The organism is Sphingomonas sp. CFBP9019, assembly GCF_034045155.1.
In the GTDB taxonomy this organism is placed as follows: Bacteria; Pseudomonadota; Alphaproteobacteria; order Sphingomonadales; family Sphingomonadaceae; genus Sphingomonas; species Sphingomonas aerolata.
In genome coordinates this window covers 172,987-193,294 of sequence record NZ_JAXCWK010000001.1, presented here as the reverse complement: position 1 = coordinate 193,294, position 20,308 = coordinate 172,987, and the positions used below count along the sequence as shown (strand labels likewise).

Here is a 20,308-nt window from a genome sequence, read left to right as displayed (position 1 = left end):
AGTCTTTCGGTGTAACGGATCAGATGTCGGCCAGTTCGGCGACGAAGTCATAGGCATCGCCGCGGTAATAGGAGCGCGTGAATTCGGCCGCACGTCCGTCGCGCAGGAAGCCACGGCGTTCGATCAGCAGCCCGGCATGACCGGCATCGACCCCCAGCATCCGCGCATGCTCGCCGCCGAACGGCACCGCACGCAGCCGCTGCAGCGCACGCACCGGCCGGCTCCCCGCCGCTTCGAGCGCGGCATAGAGCGAGTCCGTCACGCCATCGACCGAGGTCAGGCAATAGCCGGCGATGGTCGAGAATTCGAGCGCCATCGCCTCCTCGTCGGCATAGCGAATACGGTTGAAGCGGAACACCGGCGCACCCGGCGACAGGCCGAGCGCCATCGCCTCTTCGGGGTTCACCTGGCCCGCCGATCGCGAGATCCAGGTGCTGCTCGATGTGCGGCCGCGTGCTGCCATGTCCTCGCTGAACGACGACAGTTTCGAGAAGCTCTTTTCGACGCGACCGGCGACGAACGTGCCCGCACCCCGACGCCGGGTCAGCAGCCCTTCCTCGACGAGCCCGCCGATCGCCTTGCGCACGGTGATGCGCGAGACGTCATATTCGATCGCCAGATCGCGTTCGGCGGGGATCGCATTGCCCTGGACGAGCAGCTTCTCGCCGATCGCGTTGCGGATCAGATCCTGCAACTGAAGATAGAGCGGCGACGGATTGCCCTTGCGAAAGCGTCCGATATCATCGGAAAACGCCATGTACCCCCCTTTGACTGGCAGCCCGAAGCGCGCCACACCCTGTCCTGGCGCGGGAGGATAGCCAAAGCACAGCCGCGCGGCAACCAGACCGGCGCCAAGGATTATATTGGTATTTCCGTCCAAAACGGTTCGATGCGACCAGATCGGCTGAAACACTGGCAAACTTTGCGGCGGCTCGGGACCTGCTTTCGGGACGCCGCCCAATCAACGGCTTGTGTCTGGACCTATATTGGTTACATTCCCCGACCAGCGGCCGTGAGGAGCCGGTTACCGGGAGCAGAAATCATGCGGTCAAACGCACCCCCCCGTTTCGGATGCGCGCTTATCGCGACCGGCATGATGCTCGGCACCACCGGCGTGGCCGATGCGCAGGACCGCCTGCCGCTCGTCCCGCAACCCGCAGCGATGACGCGCGGGACCGGCGCCGTGACGATCGCGGCGGGCAGCACGGTGTCCGCCGATCCCGGCGATGCCGGCACCACCGCCGCCGCCCGTCTGCTCCTCGCCCATGTGAAGACCGAACGCGGCCTGACGCTGGCAACCGGCGCGCGCGGCGTGATCCGCATCGATCGCGACGCGACGATCAAGGGCGCGGAAGCCTATCGCCTGACGGTCGATGCGTCCGGCGTGCGGATCGCGGCGTCGGGCGATGCCGGGCTCGTCTATGGCGCGATGACGCTGGCGCAGCTGATCAGCCCCGATCGCGCCTTCGGCCAGCCCGTCCGGATTCAAGCGGTCACGATCGATGATGCCCCCCGCTTCGGTTGGCGCGGGCTGATGATCGACACCGCACGGCATTTCCAGTCGCTGCCCTCGCTCTATGCGATCGTCGACCAGATGGCATCGGTGAAGCTCAACACGCTCCATCTCCACCTCACCGACGATCAGGGCTGGCGGTTCGAGGTGAAGGCTTATCCCCGGCTGACCGCGATCGGCAGCGTCCGGACGTCGCCCTCGACCGGCGAAGCGCCCGGGACGCAGGTCGGCGGCTTCTACACGCAGGACGAGCTGCGCAAGCTCGTCGCCTATGCGACCGAGCGCGGCATCGTCGTCGTCCCCGAGATCGACCTGCCCGGCCACGCGCAGGCGCTCGTCGCGGCCTATCCCGACCTCGGCGTCCTCGGCGACACGCCGAAGGTCAGCAGCGACTGGGGCGTGAACCCCTATCTCTTCAATCCCGGCCCCAAGGGCATCGCCTTCGTCAAGACGGTGCTCGACGAGATCATGGCGGTCTTCCCTGGCACCTATGTCCATCTCGGCGGTGACGAGGCGGTCAAGGATCAGTGGGAACGCAGTCCCGAAGTCCAGGCGCAGATGGTCAAGCTCGGGGTCAAGGACGAGAACGGACTGCAGAGCTGGATGATCGACCAGTTCGGCGAATATCTCGCCAGCAAGGGCCGCCGCCTGATCGGCTGGGACGAAATCCTCGAAGGCGGCCTCCCCGCCTCCGCATCGGTGATGTCGTGGCGTGGCGAGAAGGGCGCGGTCGAGGCCGCGAACCAGAACCACGACGTCGTCCTGTCGCCTGCACCGACGCTCTATCTCAACAGCCTGCAAAGCGATCGCAGCGACGAACCGCCGGGCCGGATCGACATCCAGTCGCTCGAGACCGTGTACGAGTATGAGCCGATGCCCGCGGGGATCCCCGCCGACAAGGCGCATCACGTGCTCGGCGCACAGGGCAATCTGTGGAGCGAATATATCGTCACGCCCTATCAGATGCAGCATCTGATCTTCCCACGCGCCGCCGCGCTCGCCGAGATCACCTGGTCGGGCAAGGACAAGCGCGACTTCGGCAGTTTCCTCGAACGGGTCCAGCCGCAGATCGGCCGCTGGCGCACGTCCGGCATGCAGGTCGCGGACAGCGCGTTCGCGGTCGGCTATACGCTCGCTGGCACACGCGGCGATGCGCTGCGCACCAAATGCGCCAAGGTCTCACTGGCGACGCAGGCGCCCTATGGCACGATCCGCTACACGCTCGACGGCAAGGCCCCCGGCACACGGTCGCCCGCCTATACGGCACCGCTGTCGATCAAACCTGGGGTCAAGATCCGCGCCGCCGCGTTTGACGCCGCCGGTCAGCAGATCGCCGAGCCACGCCTCTTCGATACCGGCCGTCAGGCACTGCTGACGCGCACTGCCTCCGACATGGTCGCCTGTCCAAAAGGATCGCTCGCGCTACGCGTGCCGCTGACGCCCGAGGCGCAGGCGAACGCACCGGTGTACAATATCGACCTGTTCGACCTGTGCACCGCCTATCCTGCGGCGCCGATGGATGTCGCCAAGGGCTTCACGATCGATATCGCCCGCCTGCCGCGTCATTATGCGCTGGCGCATGAAGATACCAAGCTGCGCCGGCACTATAACGTCACCCCGCACGGCGAGCTGATCGTGCTCGTCGGCTGCACCGTGGCGGGTGCCAAGCCGGTCGTCGCCGGCACCTTCCCGCTCCCCGATCCGGCAACCGCCGCCACCCGGTTCAGCGTCAGGGGCCGCCTTCCCGCGCTGACCGGCGACCGCGACATCTGCCTGCAATTCACCTCCCCCACGTCCGATCCCTATTATGCGGTCGAGCGGATGCAACTCACGGAGACACGCTGATGCGTCGCTGGTTCCTTCTCCCTCTCCTCGCGCTCGCCTCGCCCGCGATCTCGGCCCCGAAGACGGTGGTCACGCTCGACCGCGACTGGCAGGTCCGGATCGATCCGACCGACACGAGCGCGGTCGCCGCGCACAAGCGTGAGGCGAAATGGCTCGCGGCCACGGTGCCGGGCTCGGTCCAGCAGGACCTGATCGCCGCGCGCCGCGTCCCCGATCCCTACAAGGGCATGAACGAGGGCGCGATCCAGTGGGCCGGGCTGACCCGGTGGCAGTTCCGCCGCGTGCTCGACGTCACGCCCGCGATGCTGGCGCGCGACCATCTCGATCTCGTATTCGACGGTCTCGACACCTTTGCGACCGTCACCGTCAACGGCACGCCGCTGCTCAAGACCGACAACGCGCACCGTCGCTGGCGCGTGGACGCGAAATCGGCGCTGAAGGCGGGCCGCAACGAGGTGCTGGTGACGATCGCCTCGCCGATCCGCACACTCCAGCCGATGGTGCTCGCCGAAAAGCATCCGCTGCCCGGTGAATATGACAGCGCGTTCGGCGACGAGCCCAAGGGCAAGCAGACCTCGCCCTATATCCGCAAACCCAAATATCATTACAGCTGGGACTGGGGTCCCCGGATCGTCAATATCGGCATCTGGCGCCCGGTCCGTCTCGAAATCTGGGACGAGGCGCGGATCGAGACGTTCCGGGTCGAGCAGGAGGATCTGAGCGACGCCGAGGCGCGGATCGCGGCCAGGCTCGACATCGTCGCCGACACGCCCGGCCGCACCACCGTCCACGCCGTGGTCACGGGCCCCGACGGCAAGACCGTCACGGTCGACCGCAGCGTCACGCTCGCCGCCGGCAGCAACAGCGTCTCGCTGCCGCTGACGATCGCCGCCCCGCAGCGCTGGCAGCCGATCGGCTATGGCGCGCAGCCGCTCTACACCGTCACCGCCTCGCTTGCCGGTGCGCAAGCGACCGCAGAGGACAGTGTCACGCGGCGGATCGGCCTGCGCACGGTCGAACTGATCCGCAAGGACGGCAGCTTCGGCTTCAAGGTCAACGGCACGCCGATCTTCGCCAAGGGCGCGAACCTCATCCCGTTCGACATGTTCCCGTCGCGCGTCACCCCCGCCTATATGCAGACGATCCTGAAGGGCGCGGCGGACGCCAACATGAACATGATCCGCGTCTGGGGCGGCGGCTATTATCTCGACGACGCCTTTTACGACCTGGCCGACCGCATGGGGCTGATGGTGTGGCAGGATTTCATGTTCGGCGGCAGCGTCACGCCGCCCGACGCCGCATTCCGCGAGAATGTCCGGATCGAAGCCGAGCAGCAAGTCGCCCGGATCGGCTCGCATCCCTCGGTCGTGATCTGGGCCGGCGGCAACGAAGTGCTGTCGGGCTGGGAGAACTGGTCCGACCGCAAGGCGTTCAAGAAGGCGGTCGGCGCGGACGAGCAGGAGCGGATCGGCGCGGGCATGGCGGTTCTGTTCGACCGCGTGCTGCGCCAGGCGGTGACGCAATATTCGCCCGGCACGCCCTATTGGCCGGGCTCCCCCTCGACCGATTATGAGGGCCCGACCGACACCGACAAGGACGGCGATCGCCATTTTTGGGATGTTTGGTCCGGATCGAAGCCGGTCGAACGCTATCTAGACAGCTGCCCGCGTTTCATGTCTGAATATGGGTTCCAGGCGATGCCGGACCTCGCGACGATCCGCGCCTTCGCGGGCAAGGGCCCGCTTGCCGCCGACAGCCCGGTGATGAAGGCGCATCAGAAGTTCCTCGCCGGCGAGGGCAATGAGCGCCTGCTGATGTACCTGCGCGATCGCCTGCGCCCGGCGAAGGACTTCGCCGATCTCGTCTATCTCACGCAGGTCAACCAGGCCGAGGCGATCCGCATCGCCGCGCTGCATCACCGTGCGTGCCGCCCGGTGACGATGGGATCGCTCTACTGGCAGCTGAACGACGTCTGGCCCTCGATCAGCTGGGCGAGCATCGATCATGACGGCCAGTGGAAGCTGCTCAACTATGCCGCGCGGCGCTTCTTCGCACCCCAGGCAATCGCCGCGGAGCACAAGGATGGCGCGACGCGGATCTCGCTGATCTCCGACGCGACCACGCCGATCGCCGCGCGCTGGCGGGTGCGCGCGATGGACATGGCGGGCACCGTGCTGAACGACACCACCAAGCCCGCGACGCTGCCGCCGCTCTCGTCGACGCTCGCCGCGACGCTCCCCGATGCGACGCTGTTCGGCAGCGCCGCGCCGGGGGCCAGCTATGCGGTCGCCGAGCTAATCGTCGGTGACGCGGTCGCCAGCCGTGCGATCATCGAACGCGCGTTGCCCAAGGACATGGCCTATCCCGATCCGGGCCTGAGCGTCACCTGGTCGGGCTCGACCGCGACGATCACCGCCAGCCGCTTCGCCCGCGCGGTCATGCTCGATTTCGGCGACGTGGCAGCGCAGCCCGCCGATGACGGGTTCGACCTTCTGCCGGGCGAGACGCGGACCGTCGCCGTTGCGTCGGCCGCGTCGCCTGCCACACTGCGCAAAGCGCTCACCTTGAGGACCCTTGCCCGATGATCTGGCTCCTGCTCGCCTCCGCCGATCCCGTCGCCACCGCGGTCGCCACCATGTCGATGGAGGAAAAGGCCGCGCAGCTGCAAAGCACCGCGCCCGCCGATCCGAAGGTCGGTCTGCCCGCCTATGACTGGTGGAACGAGGGGCTGCACGGTCTTGCGCGCAACGGTCATGCGACCGTGTTTCCGCAGGCGATCGGCATGGCCGCGACCTGGGATCCGGTGCTCGTCCGCAAGATCGGCGACGTCGTCGCGACCGAGGCACGCGCGCGCTTCAATGCGAAGCCCGCCAATGCCGATCGCCGCATCTATGAGGGGCTGACGATCTGGTCGCCCAACATCAACATCTTCCGCGATCCGCGCTGGGGGCGCGGGCAGGAAACCTATGGCGAGGACCCGTATCTGACCGGGCGGCTCGGCGTCGCGTTCATCGGCGGCCTCCAGGGCCCCGACCCGCTCCACCCCAAGGTCGTCGCCACGCCAAAGCATTTCGCGGTGCATAGCGGCCCCGAGGCGGGGCGCGACAGCTTCGACGTCGACCCCAGCCCGCAGGATCTGGAAGCAACCTACCTGCCCGCCTTCCGTCAGGCGGTGACCGAGGGCAAGGCGCTCTCGCTGATGTGCGCGTACAACTCGATCCACGGCGTGCCCGCGTGCGCGTCGTCGCCGCTGATGGTCGACCGGCTGCGGCGCGACTGGGGCTTTACCGGCTTCACCGTCTCGGATTGCGACGCGGTCGGCAACATTAGCACCTATCACCACTACCGGCTCGACACGCCCGGCGCCGCGGCAGCGGCAATCAGGGGCGGCACCGATCTCAATTGCGGCACCGCCTATGCCGGCCTCCCCGCCGCGGTCCGCCAGGGCTTGGTGAGCGAGGCGGAGGTCGACACCGCGCTGACGCGCGCCTTCCGTGCCCGCCGCGCGCTGGGCATCGCGTTCGGCGGCGACAGCCCGTGGAGCAAGATCGGCACCGATCAGGTCGACACCCCCGCGCACCGTGCGCTCGCGCTCGAGGCGGCGCGCAAGTCGATCGTGCTGCTCAAGAACGACGCCAGCCGCCTGCCGCTCAAGACCGGCAGCCGGATCGCGGTGATCGGCACCAATGCCGACGATATCGGCGTGCTCCAGGGCAATTATCACGGCACCGCCGTCGCCCCGGTCACCCCGCTCGACGGTATCCGCAAGCAGTTCGGTGCCGCCAATGTCCGCTATGCCCAGGGCTCGGTGCTCGCCGACGGCGCGCCGGTGGTGGTGCCCGAGACCGTCTTCCCACAGGGTCTGAAGGCGGAGTATTTCGCCGGAACCGGGACGACCGGCGGCACGCCCGTCCTGACGCGAACCGAACGCCGTATCGATGCGGACCTCAACCGCGTCAGTCCGGCGCCTGGGCTTGGCCGCAGCTTCGGCGTCCGCTGGTCGGGCGTCTTCACTCCGCCCGCCGCGGGTGACTATACGCTGGTGATCGACGTCCCGGCGTGCTGGAAGGACTGTTCGGTCCATGACGTCGCACGCCTCTGGATCGGCGACCGCCAGCTCACCTCCGGCGAGATCAAGAAGGGCCGCGTCGAGATCCCGGTCTCCAGCGACGGCAAGCCCGCCGCCTTCCGGCTCGAACTCGATCACCGCAGCGACGACGAAGGCATCCGCCTGCTCTGGACGCCGCCCGCCGCGCCGATGCTCGCCGCCGCCGTCGCCGCCGCGAACGCTTCGGATGTCGTCGTCGCGGTGATGGGCCTGTCGCCCGATCTCGAGGGCGAGGCGCTGTCGGTCAGTGTCCCCGGCTTCGTCGGCGGCGACCGCACCGACATCGGGCTTCCGCTTGCGCAACAGGCGCTGCTGAAAGCACTGCGCGCGACCGGCAAACCCGTGATCCTCGTCCTGACCAGCGGCAGCGCGGTGGCGGTCGATCCGTCGCTCGCCGACTCGATCCTGACCGCCTGGTATCCGGGCCAGGCCGGCGGCACCGCGATTGCCGAGACGCTGGCGGGGCTCAACAACCCCTCGGGTCGTCTCCCCGTCACCGTCTACAAGTCCGCCAGCGACCTGCCCGCCTTCATCGATTATACGATGAAGGAGCGCACCTACCGCTACTTCACCGGCAAGCCGCTCTGGGGCTTCGGCCACGGGCTGAGCTATACCAGCTTCGGCTATGCCGCGGCAAAACCCAGCCTCACCGTCGCCGCCGGCCAGCCGCTCACGCTCGCGGCGAAGGTCTCGAACACCGGCGTGCGCGCGGGCGAAGAGGTGGTTCAGGCCTATCTCGTCCCGACCGCGACCACCGGAGGCGGTCCGACCACCGCGGTGCTCCAGCGCCAGCTCGTCGGCTTCGACCGCGTCGCGCTCAAGCCCGGCCAGTCGCGCACCGTCTCGTTCGCGCTCGATCCCCGCTCGATGAGCAGCGTCGCGCGGGACGGCACGCGCACGATCCAGCCCGGCGCCTATCGCCTCTATGTCGGCGGCGGCCAGCCCGGCGACGGCGAGGGACAATGGACCGACCTGACGATCACAGGCGCAGCGGTGGGGCTGCCCAAATGATCGATCGCCGTTCGTTGATCGCCGGCGGGCTCGCGCTCGTCGGCACCCCTGCTTTTGCCGCCCGCCCGAACCTGCCCTCCAAGCGCCCCGCCGTCGCCGACCGTCTGTTCAAGAGCCGGGCGGTGGAACGCGAGATCGCCCGCGTCTCGGCCCGGATCGCCGATCCGAAGCTGCGCTGGATGTTCGGCAACTGCTATCCCAACACGCTCGACACGACCGTGCGGATGTCGACCATCGGCGGTGCCCCCGACGCGTTCGTCATCACCGGTGACATTCCGTGCCTGTGGCTGCGCGACAGCTCGGCGCAGCTCCGCCCCTATCTTCACCTCGTCCGCAACGATCCCGCGCTGCGCACGGTGTTCCGCGGGCTGATCGCCCGCCAGTCGCGATCGATTCTGCTCGATCCCTATGCCAATGCGTTTCTCGAGGATCCCGCCGGCAAGACCGAGCTGAGCTGGGCGTTGCACGACCAGACCGAGATGAAACCGGGTGTCGCCGAGCGCAAATGGGAGATCGACTCGCTCTGCTACCCGATGCGTCTCGCTTATGGCTATTGGCAGGCGACGCGCGACGCAACCCCGTTCGACGCGACCTGGGCCAAGGCAGCACACGCCAGCCTGCGCACCTACCGCGAGCAGCAGCGCAAGGACGGCCGCGGACCCTATAGCTTCCTGCGCGCCTCGAACCGTAATACCGAGACGATGGCGCTCGAGGGCTGGGGCAATCCCGCCAAGCCGAACGGCCTGATCCAGTGCGGTTTTCGTCCGTCCGACGATGCCTGCCTTTATCCCTATCTGATCCCCGCCAATCATTTCGCGGTGACGACGCTGCGTGAACTGGCCGTCGTCGCGAAGGAGGCGCGCAACGATACCGCGCTCGCCGCTGATGCCACCGCGCTCGCGGCCGAGGTCGAGACCGCGCTCAACGCGCATGGCAAGATGCGGCTGCGCGACGGCCGCGAGGTGTGGGCCTATGAGGTCGACGGGTTCGGCAACGCGGTCTTCATGGACGACGCCAACGTGCCGTCGCTGTCCGCGCTCGCCTATATGGGCTGCGTTCCCGCCACCGACCCGCTCTGGCGCCGCACCTCGGACGCGGCCTGGAGCGACGCCAATCCCTATTTCTTCAAGGGCACCAAGGCGGAGGGGATCGGAGGCCCGCATGTCGGGCTCGGCCAGATCTGGCCGATGTCGCTGATCATCCGCGCGCTTGCCGGCGCCGACGACGCGACCGTCCGCAGCTGCCTCAGAATGCTGCGCGATACGGATGCCGACACCGGCTTCATGCACGAGGCGTTCGACAAGGACGATCCGGCCAAGTTCACGCGCAGCTGGTTCGCCTGGACGAACGGACTGTTCGGGGAACTGCTCGTCCATCTTGCCGATACCCGCCCTGCGCTGCTGGCGGCGCCGTTATGAGGCTCACGCGACGCGCGTTGCTCGGCTCGACCGGTGCGCTGGCGCTGACCGGCGCGATGCCGGCCTTTGCCGGCCGGTCGCGCGCGGTGCCCGATCTGTGGATCGGGACCGGCGGCGACGGCCATACCTATCCCGGCGCGACCGTGCCGTTCGGCATGGTCCAGGTCAGTCCCGACACGGATACGGAGAACTGGGCGAACTGCTCGGGCTATCATCGCGGTGACCCGTCGATCATGGGCTTTTCGCACACCCATCTGTCGGGCACCGGCATCGCCGACATGATGGACGTGCTCGTCGTGCCTGCCCGCGGCCCGGTCAAGCTGCGCCCCGGCGCACCCGACAAGCCCGGCGAAGGCTATCGCCAGACCTATGCGCAGGAGAGTGCCGAGCCCGGCTATTATGCCTGCACGCTCGGCAACGGCGTTCGCTCCGAACTCACCGCCGAAGCGCGCGTCGGCTGGCAGCGGCACCGCTTTCCTGCCGGCCCCGGGCATCTCCTGATCGATCTCGGCAATTACCGCGACAGCCGCCCGGGCGAAGGCCCGCTGATCGACGACAGCCGGATCGAACTCGAATCGGACGGCATCCTGATCGGCAGCCGCCGCACCTTCCGCTGGGCCAAGGGGCGCCGCATCCACTTCGCGATGCAGGTCTCGCGCAAGCCCGACCGGATCACGCTCCATGCGGGCGACCAGGTCGTCAACGGCGCGATCGCGACCGCCGACCGCGTGCGCGCAGTATTGCATTACGACGATGCGGGGTCCGCCCCGATCGTCGTACGGACCGCGGTCTCCGCGGTAGACATGGCGGGCGCACGGACCAACCTCGCCGCCTCGGCCTCGCGCGACTTCGATGCCGCGCGGCGCCAGGCCATCGGCGACTGGGCCGACGCGCTCAAGACCGTGAAGATCGACGGTGGCAGCGACGACCAGCGCGTCGTCATGGCCACCGCGCTCTATCATGCGATGCTCGCGCCGACGCTGTTTTCGGATGTCGACGACCGCTATGTCGGGCTCGATCGGCTGGTCCACAGCGTGCCCAAGGGCGAACAGGCCTATAGCACCTATTCGACCTGGGACACCTACCGCACGCTCCACCCGCTGCTGACACTGGTCGCGCCCGATCGCGCGCGGTCGCTCGTCCGCGACTTGGTCCGCCAGACGCAGCAGAGCGCCTATGGCCCGCCTTGCTGGCCGCTCCAGGGGGTCGAGACCGGCACGATGATCGGCTGGCATTCGGTCGCGATCATGGCGGAGGCGGCAGCCAAGGGCATCGACGCAGACTATGCCGCCGCCTGGCCCGCGATCCGCACGCGTGCTTTCGACGCCAAGGCGCCCGACCTCGTCAACAGCCGCGCGCGGGGCACCTATATCGCGCGTGGCTATCTGCCCGCCGATCAGGTCGACGAGTCGGTCAGCCGGACCCAGGAATATGCCTATGACGACTGGGCGATGGCCGCCCTCGCCGCGAAGGCCGGGGCGACCGACGACGCCGCCCGCCTGCGCGAACGCAGCCGGAACTATCGCAACGTGCTGGACCCGACGATCGGCTTGGCGCGACCCAAGCTTGCCGATGGCAGCTGGCTGACGCCCTATGACCCGATCCAGCTCGGCCACATCAAGCGCTACCACGACTTCACCGAAGCCAATGGCTGGCAGACGACCTTCCTCAACCAGCATGACCTCTACGGCCAGATCGCGCATTTCGGCGGCGACGCGAAGTTCGCCGCACGCCTCGACGCGCTGTTCGCCGCGCCGTCGACGCTGCCCAGGGACGCGCCGCCCGACATATCGGGGCTGATCGGCCAATATGCGCACGGCAACGAACCCGATCAGCACGTGCCCTATCTCTACGCCTATGTCGGCCAGCCCTGGAAGACGCAGGCGCTGGTCCGCAGGATCCTGACGACGATGTACAAGCGCGCGCCAGACGGGATCATCGGCAATGACGATTGCGGCCAGATGAGCGCATGGTTCGTCATGTCAGCGCTCGGCCTCTACCCGGTCGATCCGGTCGCGGCGGTCTATGTGTTGGGATCGCCGCTCTTCACCCGCGCCGAACTCAAGGTCGGGGGCAAGCGCAAGGTCGTGATCGAGGCGCCGGGCAACCGCATCGATACGCCCTATGTCACCGCGGTCACTTGGAACGGCAAGCCCTGGACGAAGAGCTGGATCTCGCATGCGGACCTCGTCGCCGGCGGCACGCTGCGCTTCACCATGTCCGCCACCCCCGATCCGGCGTTCGGCGCGAAGCTCGCTGACCGCCCCCCCTCGTTCGGCCGCCCCGCCGCCTGAATTCTCATGGAGACGATGATGACCGAAGTTTCCCGCCGCCTCCTGCTCGCCTCGGGCATCGCCGCAACCGCGACGCCCGCGCTCGCGGCGACCCGCGCGGCCGCCCCCAAGCCATGGGGTGCGACGCCGTCAAAGCGCCAGCTCGCCTGGCATGCGCGCGAGCAATATGCCTTTGTCCATTTCTCGATCAACACCTTCACCGATCGCGAATGGGGCTATGGCGACGAGGATCCCAAGCTCTTCGATCCGACCGATTTCGACCCCGACCAGATCGTCGCGGCGGCCAAGGCAGGCGGCATGCGCGGCATCATCCTGACCGCCAAGCATCATGACGGGTTCTGCCTGTGGCCAACGATGCTGACCGAGCATTGCATCCGCAACAGCCCGTACAAGAACGGCAAGGGCGATGTCGTCGGCGAGATGGAGCGCGCGACCAGGCGGGCCGGGCTCGATTTCGGCCTGTACCTCTCGCCCTGGGATCGCAATCACGCGGACTATGGCCGGCCGGCCTATGTCGACTATTTCCGCAAGCAGGTGGTCGAGCTTTGCACGCGCTATGGCACCTTGTTCGAATTCTGGTTCGACGGCGCCAATGGCGGCGACGGCTATTATGGCGGCGCGCGCGACACGCGGAAGATCGATGCGCCGAAATATTACAACTGGCCGTCGATTGTCGCGCTGGTCCATCAGCATCAGCCGATGGCCTGCACCTTTGATCCGCTCGGCGCTGATGTCCGCTGGGTCGGCAATGAGGACGGCGTCGCGGGCGATCCCTGCTGGCCGACCATGCCGAACCATCCCTATGTCCAGAGCGAGGGTAATTCGGGCGTGCGGGGTGCACCGCTCTGGTGGCCAGCCGAGACCGACGTCTCGATCCGGCCGGGCTGGTTCTTTCACGCCGACGAGGATGCGAAGGTCAAGACGCCCGCGCGGCTGGTAAAGCTGTACGACGAGTCGGTCGGTCGCGGCACCAACCTCAACCTCAACCTGCCACCCGACCGGCGCGGCCGCCTCGCCGATATCGACGTCGCCGTGCTGAAATCCTTCGGCACCGCGCAGGCCGCCACCTTCGCGCGCGACCTCGCCCAGGGCGCGGTCGCGACCGCCAGCCACAGTCGCGGCCCCGGCTTCACGCCGGCAAACGTCCTCGACGGTCGCGCCGACAGCTATTGGTCGACCGCCGACGGGATCACGACGCCCAGCCTCGTGCTCGACCTTCCCCCCGGCCGGACCTTCGACCTCATCCGCCTGCGCGAATATCTCCCGCTCGGGCTGCGCGTGACGCGGTTCGCGGTCGATGCCGAAGTGGACGGCCGGTGGCGCGAACTGGCGCAGCACGCCTGCATCGGCGCGCAGCGGATCATCCGCCTGCCCGCACCGGTCACGGCCCGCCGCCTGCGTCTGCGAATCCTCGAGGCCCCCGCCTGCCCCGCGATCCGCGAGATCGCGCTTTTCCGCCAGGTCGCGCCCACCGCGGTCGCCACCGTCGTCGCATCGGACCCGAGCATCGTCGCCACGACGCGCTGGTCGATAGCCGCCGCCTCCGCCCCCGGCGCGCAGGCACTGCTCGACAACGACACCGCGACGAGCTGGGCGCTGCCCGCCCCCAAACCCGGCAGCCCCGCCTCGGTTACGATCGACCTCGGCGCGACCGAGACGCTTGCCGGCTTCAGCCTGACGCCGTCGCGCGCGGTGATGGCAGACACCGCGCCGCCAAAGGGCTACCGGATCGAGACGAGCACCGACGGCACCGACTGGCAAGAGGCCGGCAAGGGCGAACTGCCCAACATCGCCTATGCGCTCGCGACTCAGCGCATTGCGTTTGCTGCTCCGGTCACCGCCCGCCTGCTCCGCCTCAGCTTTGCCGAGACCGCGATTCCCGCCCGTCGCCTCGCAATTGCCGGGATCGGCGCGTTCCGGCCGCGTAGCGGGTGACGCAATGATACGGCCTGTCCCACGCGTGCAATAAATCGCGGGCATACCTCAGGTCGGATCCGGTGCCGCGACGGTGCCGGTCCGGCCGGGGACACGCCATGACAGCGATCGAAACCAGTGCAACGCCGATGACCAGCATGGCAGGGGCCGCCGCGGACGTCGCAGCCGCCGGGCCGGTGATACGATCCGCCTGGCTTGCGCCGGGATTCTACCTCGCCTTCCTGTTCGGTGCGCTGTTCCTGTTCGCGATCGGCCTGCTTCTGCTCTGGCGGTCGGCGAAAAAACTCCGGCGATTCCGGGCACCTGCTGGAAACGGACTCGGTTCGGCGTGGTCCGGGCAACATCCGTCGCCCACGACCTGATCCCCTAACATGAAGCAGGCCGATTCCTTGCCGCCTGCATGGACCCGGTCTGGTGGATCGCACGTTGAGCCCCCGAACTTCGTCCTCGACAGCAAGGATCCGCAATGAGCGACACCGAACAGCGCAACCCCGGCAACGGTGGTGAGACGCATCAGCAGGCAGGCGGCGACGTCCCCGTCCTGACCACCAATCACGGCGTGCCCGTGTCCGACAACCAGAACAGCCTGAAATCCGGCGCGCGTGGTCCCACGCTGCTCGAGGATTTCGTGCTCCGCGAGAAGATCTTCCATTTCGATCACGAGCGGATCCCCGAGCGGATCGTCCACGCGCGCGGAACGGGTGCGCACGGCTATTTCGAGGCGACCGACGATATTTCCGACCTGACCAAGGCGGCGGTGTTCAAGAAGGGCACGAAGACCGAGCTCTTCACGCGCTTCTCGACGGTCGCTGGCGGCGCCGGTTCGGTCGACACCCCGCGCGACGTGCGCGGCTTCGCGGTCAAGTTCTACACAACCGAGGGCAATTGGGATCTCGTTGGCAACAACATCCCGGTGTTCTTCATCCAGGACGCGATCAAGTTCCCGGACCTGATCCATTCGGTGAAGATGGAGGCCGACCGTGCCTATCCGCAGGCGGGTTCGGCGCACGACACCTTCTGGGACTGGGCATCGCTGACTCCGGAATCGACGCACATGCAGATGTGGGCGATGTCCGACCGCACCCTGCCGCGTTCGCTGCGGATGATGGAAGGCTTCGGCGTTCACACGTTCCAGCTCGTGAACGAGGAAGGCAAGTCGAGCTTCGTCAAGTTCCACTGGAAGCCGAAACTTGGTCTCCAGTCGACGATCTGGGACGAGACGCTCAAGCTCCAGGCCGCGGACAACGACTATCATCGTCGTGACTTGTGGGAAGCGATCGACACCGGCGACTTCCCCGAGTGGGAGCTCGGCATCCAGGTGTTCGACAAGGCATTCGCCGAGGCACAGCCTTATGACGTGCTCGATTCGACCAAGCTGATCCCTGAGGAGGACGTTCCCGTCCGGATCATCGGCCGGATGGTGCTCGACCGCAATGTCGACAACTTCTTCGCTGAGACCGAGCAGGTCGCATTCCTGCCGACGAACATCGTCCCCGGCATCGATTTCTCGAACGATCCGCTGCTTCAGGGCCGCCTGTTCAGCTATCTCGACACGCAGAAGTCACGTCTCGGCACAACCAACTTCCATCAGATCCCGGTCAACGCACCGCGCAGCCCCGCTGGCAATTTCCAGCGTGACGGCATGATGCAGACCAAGGTGCCCAAGGGTCGTGCCAATTACGAGCCGAACAGCCTGTCGGTTGTCGGCGAAGACGGTGGTCCGCGCGAGTCGCCGAACGGCTTCGTGACGACGACGAACCCGACCGGTGCGGACGAGCAGGGCGAGAAGCTGCGGATGCGCGCCGAACTGTTCGGTGACCATTACAGCCAGGCACGGCTGTTCTGGGTGTCCGCGACCGACAATGAAAAGGCGCACATCGCATCCGCCTTCACTTTCGAGTTGTCGAAGGTAGGCCTCGCGCATGTTCAGGAGCGCACCGTCGCAAACCTGCGCAACGTGAACGAGGAACTGGCGACGCGCGTTGCCGATGGTCTCGGCATCCCCCTGCCGGCTGCCAATCCGGCGTTCCGTGCGCCGGTCGACATGCCACCGAGCCCGGCTCTGTCGATCCAGAAGAACATGAAGGAGACGCTCCAGGGCCGTCAGGTCGGGATCCTGATTGCCGACGGGTCGGATGGCGCGGAGATCGACGCGGTCGTCGCGGCGGTCGAGGGTGCAGGCGGCAAGCCGGTGCTGGTCGCGCCCAAGGTCGGTGGCGCCAAGCTTGCCGATGGCAGCATGAAGAAGGCACAGGGCCAGCTTGCGGGCAGCCCGTCGCAAATCTTCGACGCGGTGGCGGTCGTTCTGTCGGCCGACGGGTGCAAGATGCTCCTGAAGGAAGGCGCGGCGGTCCAGTGGGTCATGGATGCGTTCGGTCATCTGAAGGCGATCGGGGCCAGCGATGCGGCCAAGCCGCTTCTCGACAAGGCCGGCGTGGAGCCCGATGCGGGTGTGGTGGCGCTGGCCGACATCGCGACCGCGGGTGCAAAGCGCTATTGGGATCGTGAGCCTAGCGTCCGCATGCTCGCCTGACCGGCACGAGAATGAGATCACGCCATTCGCGCGTGGTCTCATTCGTCGGATAGAGGAACGGCCGCCCCGCACATCATGTGCGGGGCGGCCGTTTCGCGTCTGGCCCAGCTGTACGCGTGGACGGTCTAGGAGCGAACGAGTTCGACGATTTCGAAAGCGTGCGATCGCCAGCCGCGCTGGATCGCCGCCTCCTCGGCCGCGACGCGCTTCTTCTTCGCTTCGGCCAGCGACTTGCTGTGCCCCCAGAACACCTCGGTCTTCCCATTCTCCAGCACCGCGACGATCCGCCAGTAATGCGTGAACGCCGTCGCCGTGGGCCCGATCGTCTTCACATAGCCATCGGGCAGCGTCGCGGTGAGATAATGCTTCCGGGCCAAGTGCGCGTCAGTCCGCCGCGGGCGGTGCCGCGGCATCCGTCCTGGCCGCGAGCATGTACCCGAAGACGACGAAGACCAGCCCGCCGATGGTGTTTCCCGCCGTCACGACGACGAGATTGTGCACCGTGCCCGCCAGATCGATCACCGGATGCGGCGCCATGAGGCCGAGCGTGAGCGCGGTCATGTTGGCGACCGAATGCTCGAAACCAGCAGCAACGAAAGCGAGCAGGATCCAGGCCATCGCAATGCACTTGGCCGCATCGCCCTTCATCCGCGCCGCGGTCCAGATCGCGAGACAGACGAGCCAGTTGCACAGGATCGCCCGTGCGAACAACGCGATCCCGTCCGCCTCGACCTTGTGCTGGACATAGGCGTTGAACATCGTGTCGGCATCGGCGAACACGGCCCCGCCGCCGCCGATCGCGAAGATCGCCGACAACAGGACGCCGCCGACCAGATTGCCCACCCAGACGACGCTCGCCAGCGTGATCGCCTCGCCATAGCTGATGGTCCGCTTCGCCAGGCCGAAGCCAAGATACATGACATAGCCGGTGAACAGCTCGGCGCCGGCGAATACCGTCAGGATCAAGCCGATCCCGAACGTCGCGCCCATCACCAGCGGCCGGACGCCGGGAGGAAGCCCCGCCGCCGCGCTGATCGCCAGGATCATGGCGATCCCGATATAGGTTCCCGCCAGGATCGCGCCCGCAAAGAAGCCAACCGGTGAGCGACGCCACGCCGCAGCCTTCGCCGCCGCGAGCGTCGCATAGGTGTCGATCGTCGGCGCGTATCCCGCGCTCATGCCATAGCGGCCTGGCTCTGGCCGACGACCCCCGCACGCGCCACGCCGCGCTCCGCACCGACATCCCCGCCAGCCCGCCGCACCGTCACCGGCACCGACTTGTAGGACGGGGTGAAGCTCTGCGGATCATGATCCTCGAGCGCGATCAGCGGCTGCGTCTCGGGATAATAGGATGCGATGCACCCGTCCGGCAGCGCATAGCGAACCAGGGTCAGCTTCTGCACGACGCGGTCGGGATGCGCATATTGCAACGCGGTGGCGACATCGACGACATCGCCCTCCGCATAGCCAAGCCGCGCCATGTCACGCTCGTTCATGAACAGGATGTCGCGACGGCCAAAAACACCGCGATACCGGTCGTCGAGGCTGTAGACGGTCGTGTTATACTGATCGTGCGCACGCAATGTCGTCAGACGAAGCACGTCCGGCGCGTTTGCAGTTTCGTCTTCCTCGATCCCCTCGGCGACGATGAAGTTCGCCTTGCCGCTGCTCGTCTTCCAGATCCGCATCGCGGCGGAATTGGGCAGATGGAACCCGCCGGGCTTGCGGATGCGCGCGTTGTAATCGGCGAAATCGGGGAACACCGCCTCGATCTTGTCGCGGATCAGGTCGTAATTGGCGACATAGGCATCCCAGTCGATATCGCCCTTGCCCTTGAGCGTCGCCTTGGCGATCTCGCCGACGATCCAGATCTCCGACTTCACATTCTCGCCCGGCGGCATCAGGAAGCCGCGCGACGCGTGAACCATCGACATCGAATCCTCGACGGTGACCGACTGCGGGCCACCGGCCTGCGTGTCGAGTTCGGTCCGGCCCAGGCATGGCAGGATATAGGTGTCCTTTGCCATCAACAGCATGGTGCGGTTGAGCTTGGTGGTGATGTGCACCGCCAGATCGAGATTGCGGAACCCTTCGGCGCACGCCTGCGGATCGGACGACGCGATGGCCAGGTTGCCGCCGAGGCAGACGATCGCCTTGGCCGTGCCGTCGCGCATTGCGGCGATGCTCTCGACCACCGAATGGCCATGCTCGCGCGGCGGTTCGAAGTTGAAGACCTTCTTCATCTGGTCGAGCAGCAACGGCATCGGGCGTTCGGTGATGCCGACCGTCCGGTCGCCCTGCACGTTGCTGTGCCCGCGCAGCGGACAGATCCCGGCGCCGGGGCGGCCCATATTGCCGCGCAGCAGCAACAGGTTCGCGAGCTGCTGGACGTTGCTGGTCCCGGTGCGGTGCTGAGTGATCCCCATGCCGTAACAGGCGATTGTTGCCTTGGACGACGCATAGATCCGCGCGACGTCCTCGAGATCCGCCCGACGCAGGCCGCTCGCCTGTTCGATATCGGCCCAGTCGGTCCGTGCAAGATCGGCGATATAGGGTTCGAGCCCGTCGGTATGCTCGGCGATGAACGCATGGTCGAGCGCGGGTTCGCTGCCGCTCGCGCGCGCCGCCTCGTCGAGCGCGACGAGTGCCTTGGCGATACCCTTCAACGCTGCGGCGTCACCGCCGACCTTCACCTGTAGATAGGAGCTCGCGATTTGGGTCGCCGACATCGTCGCCATCTCGACCACCGACTGCGGCGATTCGAAGCGTTCGAGCGAGCGTTCCTTCAGCGGATTGAACACGATGATCTTGCCACCGCGGCGCGACACCTCGCGCAGCGTCGCCATCATCCGCGGATGGTTCGTCCCCGGATTATGGCCGATCGACAGGATCAGGTCGGCATGGTCGAAATCCTCGAGACTGACCGTGCCCTTGCCGATCCCGATCGATTTGGGGAGGCCGACCGACGTCGCCTCGTGGCACATGTTCGAACAGTCAGGGAAATTGTTGGTCCCGTATAGCCGCACGAACAGCTGATAGAGGAACGCCGCCTCGTTCGAGCAGCGGCCCGAAGTATAGAATTCGGCCTGATTCGGATCCGGCACCGCGGCAAGCCCCGCACCGATCGCGGACATTGCCTCCGCCCAGGTCACGACCTCATAATGGTCGGTCGCGGCGTTGTAGCGCAACGGTTCGGTGACGCGACCCTGATCCTCGATCCAATGATCGCTCTGCTTCCAGATCTCGGCGACACTGTGCTTGGCGAAGAAGTCGGCGCCGATCAGCTTGGCCGTGGATTCCCATGCCACCGCCTTGGCGCCATTCTCGCAGAATTCGAACGACGAGGTATGCTTGGGGTCCGGCCAGGCGCAGCTCGGACAGTCGAACCCGTCGGGCTGGTTGGACTTCAGCAGCGTCTGCCCGCCCCGCACGACGATCTGCTGGGCCTTCAACGACGTGGCAACCGCCTTGAGCGCACCCCAGCCACCGGCCGGGCCCGTATAGTCGACAATCCCGTCGGGACGCTTGTTACGCATACTCAAATCTCCAAATCGGGCGTGTCACCGCGGAAATTGCCCGGGTCCATGCAGCCTTAACGTTTGGAGTCGCGATACCGCGCCGCAGCATAAGTGCCAAAACAGGAAAATCGCA

General features: G+C 66.9%; 12 protein-coding genes. 8 read left to right on the top strand and 4 right to left on the bottom strand.

The features are described 5' to 3' along the window. Nucleotides 1-19: 19 nt before the first annotated feature. On the bottom strand, nt 20-757 hold the full coding sequence (locus tag SOM18_RS00800; protein WP_031396151.1) for a GntR family transcriptional regulator: 738 nt from the start codon (nt 755-757) through the stop codon (nt 20-22). A gap of 336 nt (nt 758-1,093) precedes the next feature. Between SOM18_RS00800 and SOM18_RS00795 the strand changes: the two genes are divergently transcribed. The 8 genes from SOM18_RS00795 to SOM18_RS00760 all read left to right on the top strand — a co-directional run bounded on the left by SOM18_RS00795 (nt 1,094) and on the right by SOM18_RS00760 (nt 16,657). After that, the gene (locus SOM18_RS00795) at nt 1,094-3,358 is read left to right on the top strand and encodes a beta-N-acetylhexosaminidase (protein WP_235188263.1); all 2,265 of its coding nucleotides are present in this window, start codon (nt 1,094-1,096) and stop codon (nt 3,356-3,358) included. Continuing rightward, the gene (locus SOM18_RS00790) at nt 3,358-5,943 is read left to right on the top strand and encodes a beta-mannosidase (protein ID WP_031439253.1); all 2,586 of its coding nucleotides are present in this window, start codon (nt 3,358-3,360) and stop codon (nt 5,941-5,943) included. Before SOM18_RS00795 ends, SOM18_RS00790 begins: the two co-directional genes overlap by 1 nt. After that, nucleotides 5,940-8,477 carry a glycoside hydrolase family 3 C-terminal domain-containing protein gene (locus SOM18_RS00785; protein ID WP_031439254.1) on the top strand — a complete coding sequence of 846 codons (2,538 nt, stop codon included), beginning with the start codon at nt 5,940-5,942 and terminating at the stop codon, nt 8,475-8,477. Before SOM18_RS00790 ends, SOM18_RS00785 begins: the two co-directional genes overlap by 4 nt. Further along, nucleotides 8,474-9,895 (top strand): glycoside hydrolase family 125 protein, encoded by a 1,422-nt coding sequence (locus SOM18_RS00780; protein ID WP_320481158.1) that lies wholly within the window; start codon nt 8,474-8,476, stop codon nt 9,893-9,895. Before SOM18_RS00785 ends, SOM18_RS00780 begins: the two co-directional genes overlap by 4 nt. Beyond that, complete coding sequence (locus tag SOM18_RS00775; RefSeq protein WP_320481157.1) at nt 9,892-12,189, top strand: GH92 family glycosyl hydrolase; 2,298 nt, start codon at nt 9,892-9,894, stop codon at nt 12,187-12,189. Before SOM18_RS00780 ends, SOM18_RS00775 begins: the two co-directional genes overlap by 4 nt. Before the next feature lie 18 nt (nt 12,190-12,207). Further along, nucleotides 12,208-14,124: an alpha-L-fucosidase gene (locus SOM18_RS00770; protein ID WP_320481156.1), complete on the top strand. Its 1,917-nt coding sequence runs from the start codon at nt 12,208-12,210 to the stop codon at nt 14,122-14,124. A gap of 98 nt (nt 14,125-14,222) precedes the next feature. After that, nucleotides 14,223-14,486 (top strand): hypothetical protein, encoded by a 264-nt coding sequence (locus SOM18_RS00765; RefSeq protein ID WP_152555360.1) that lies wholly within the window; start codon nt 14,223-14,225, stop codon nt 14,484-14,486. 104 nt (nt 14,487-14,590) lie between these two features. Continuing rightward, complete coding sequence (locus SOM18_RS00760; protein ID WP_031439259.1) at nt 14,591-16,657, top strand: catalase; 2,067 nt, start codon at nt 14,591-14,593, stop codon at nt 16,655-16,657. A gap of 125 nt (nt 16,658-16,782) precedes the next feature. Here SOM18_RS00760 and SOM18_RS00755 read toward each other — a convergent pair whose 3' ends face one another. From SOM18_RS00755 to SOM18_RS00745, 3 genes are read right to left on the bottom strand one after another with little or no spacing between them, the layout of a single operon-like run. Beyond that, the gene (locus SOM18_RS00755) at nt 16,783-17,034 is read right to left on the bottom strand and encodes a hypothetical protein (protein ID WP_031439260.1); all 252 of its coding nucleotides are present in this window, start codon (nt 17,032-17,034) and stop codon (nt 16,783-16,785) included. Nucleotides 17,035-17,041: 7 nt separating this feature from the next. Then, nucleotides 17,042-17,836, bottom strand: a complete 795-nt coding sequence (locus SOM18_RS00750) for a formate/nitrite transporter family protein (RefSeq protein ID WP_031439261.1) — start codon at nt 17,834-17,836, stop codon at nt 17,042-17,044. Continuing rightward, nucleotides 17,833-20,193 (bottom strand): FdhF/YdeP family oxidoreductase, encoded by a 2,361-nt coding sequence (locus tag SOM18_RS00745; protein WP_031439262.1) that lies wholly within the window; start codon nt 20,191-20,193, stop codon nt 17,833-17,835. The genes SOM18_RS00750 and SOM18_RS00745 overlap by 4 nt, the downstream gene beginning before the upstream one ends. Between the last annotated feature and the right edge of the window lie 115 nt (nt 20,194-20,308).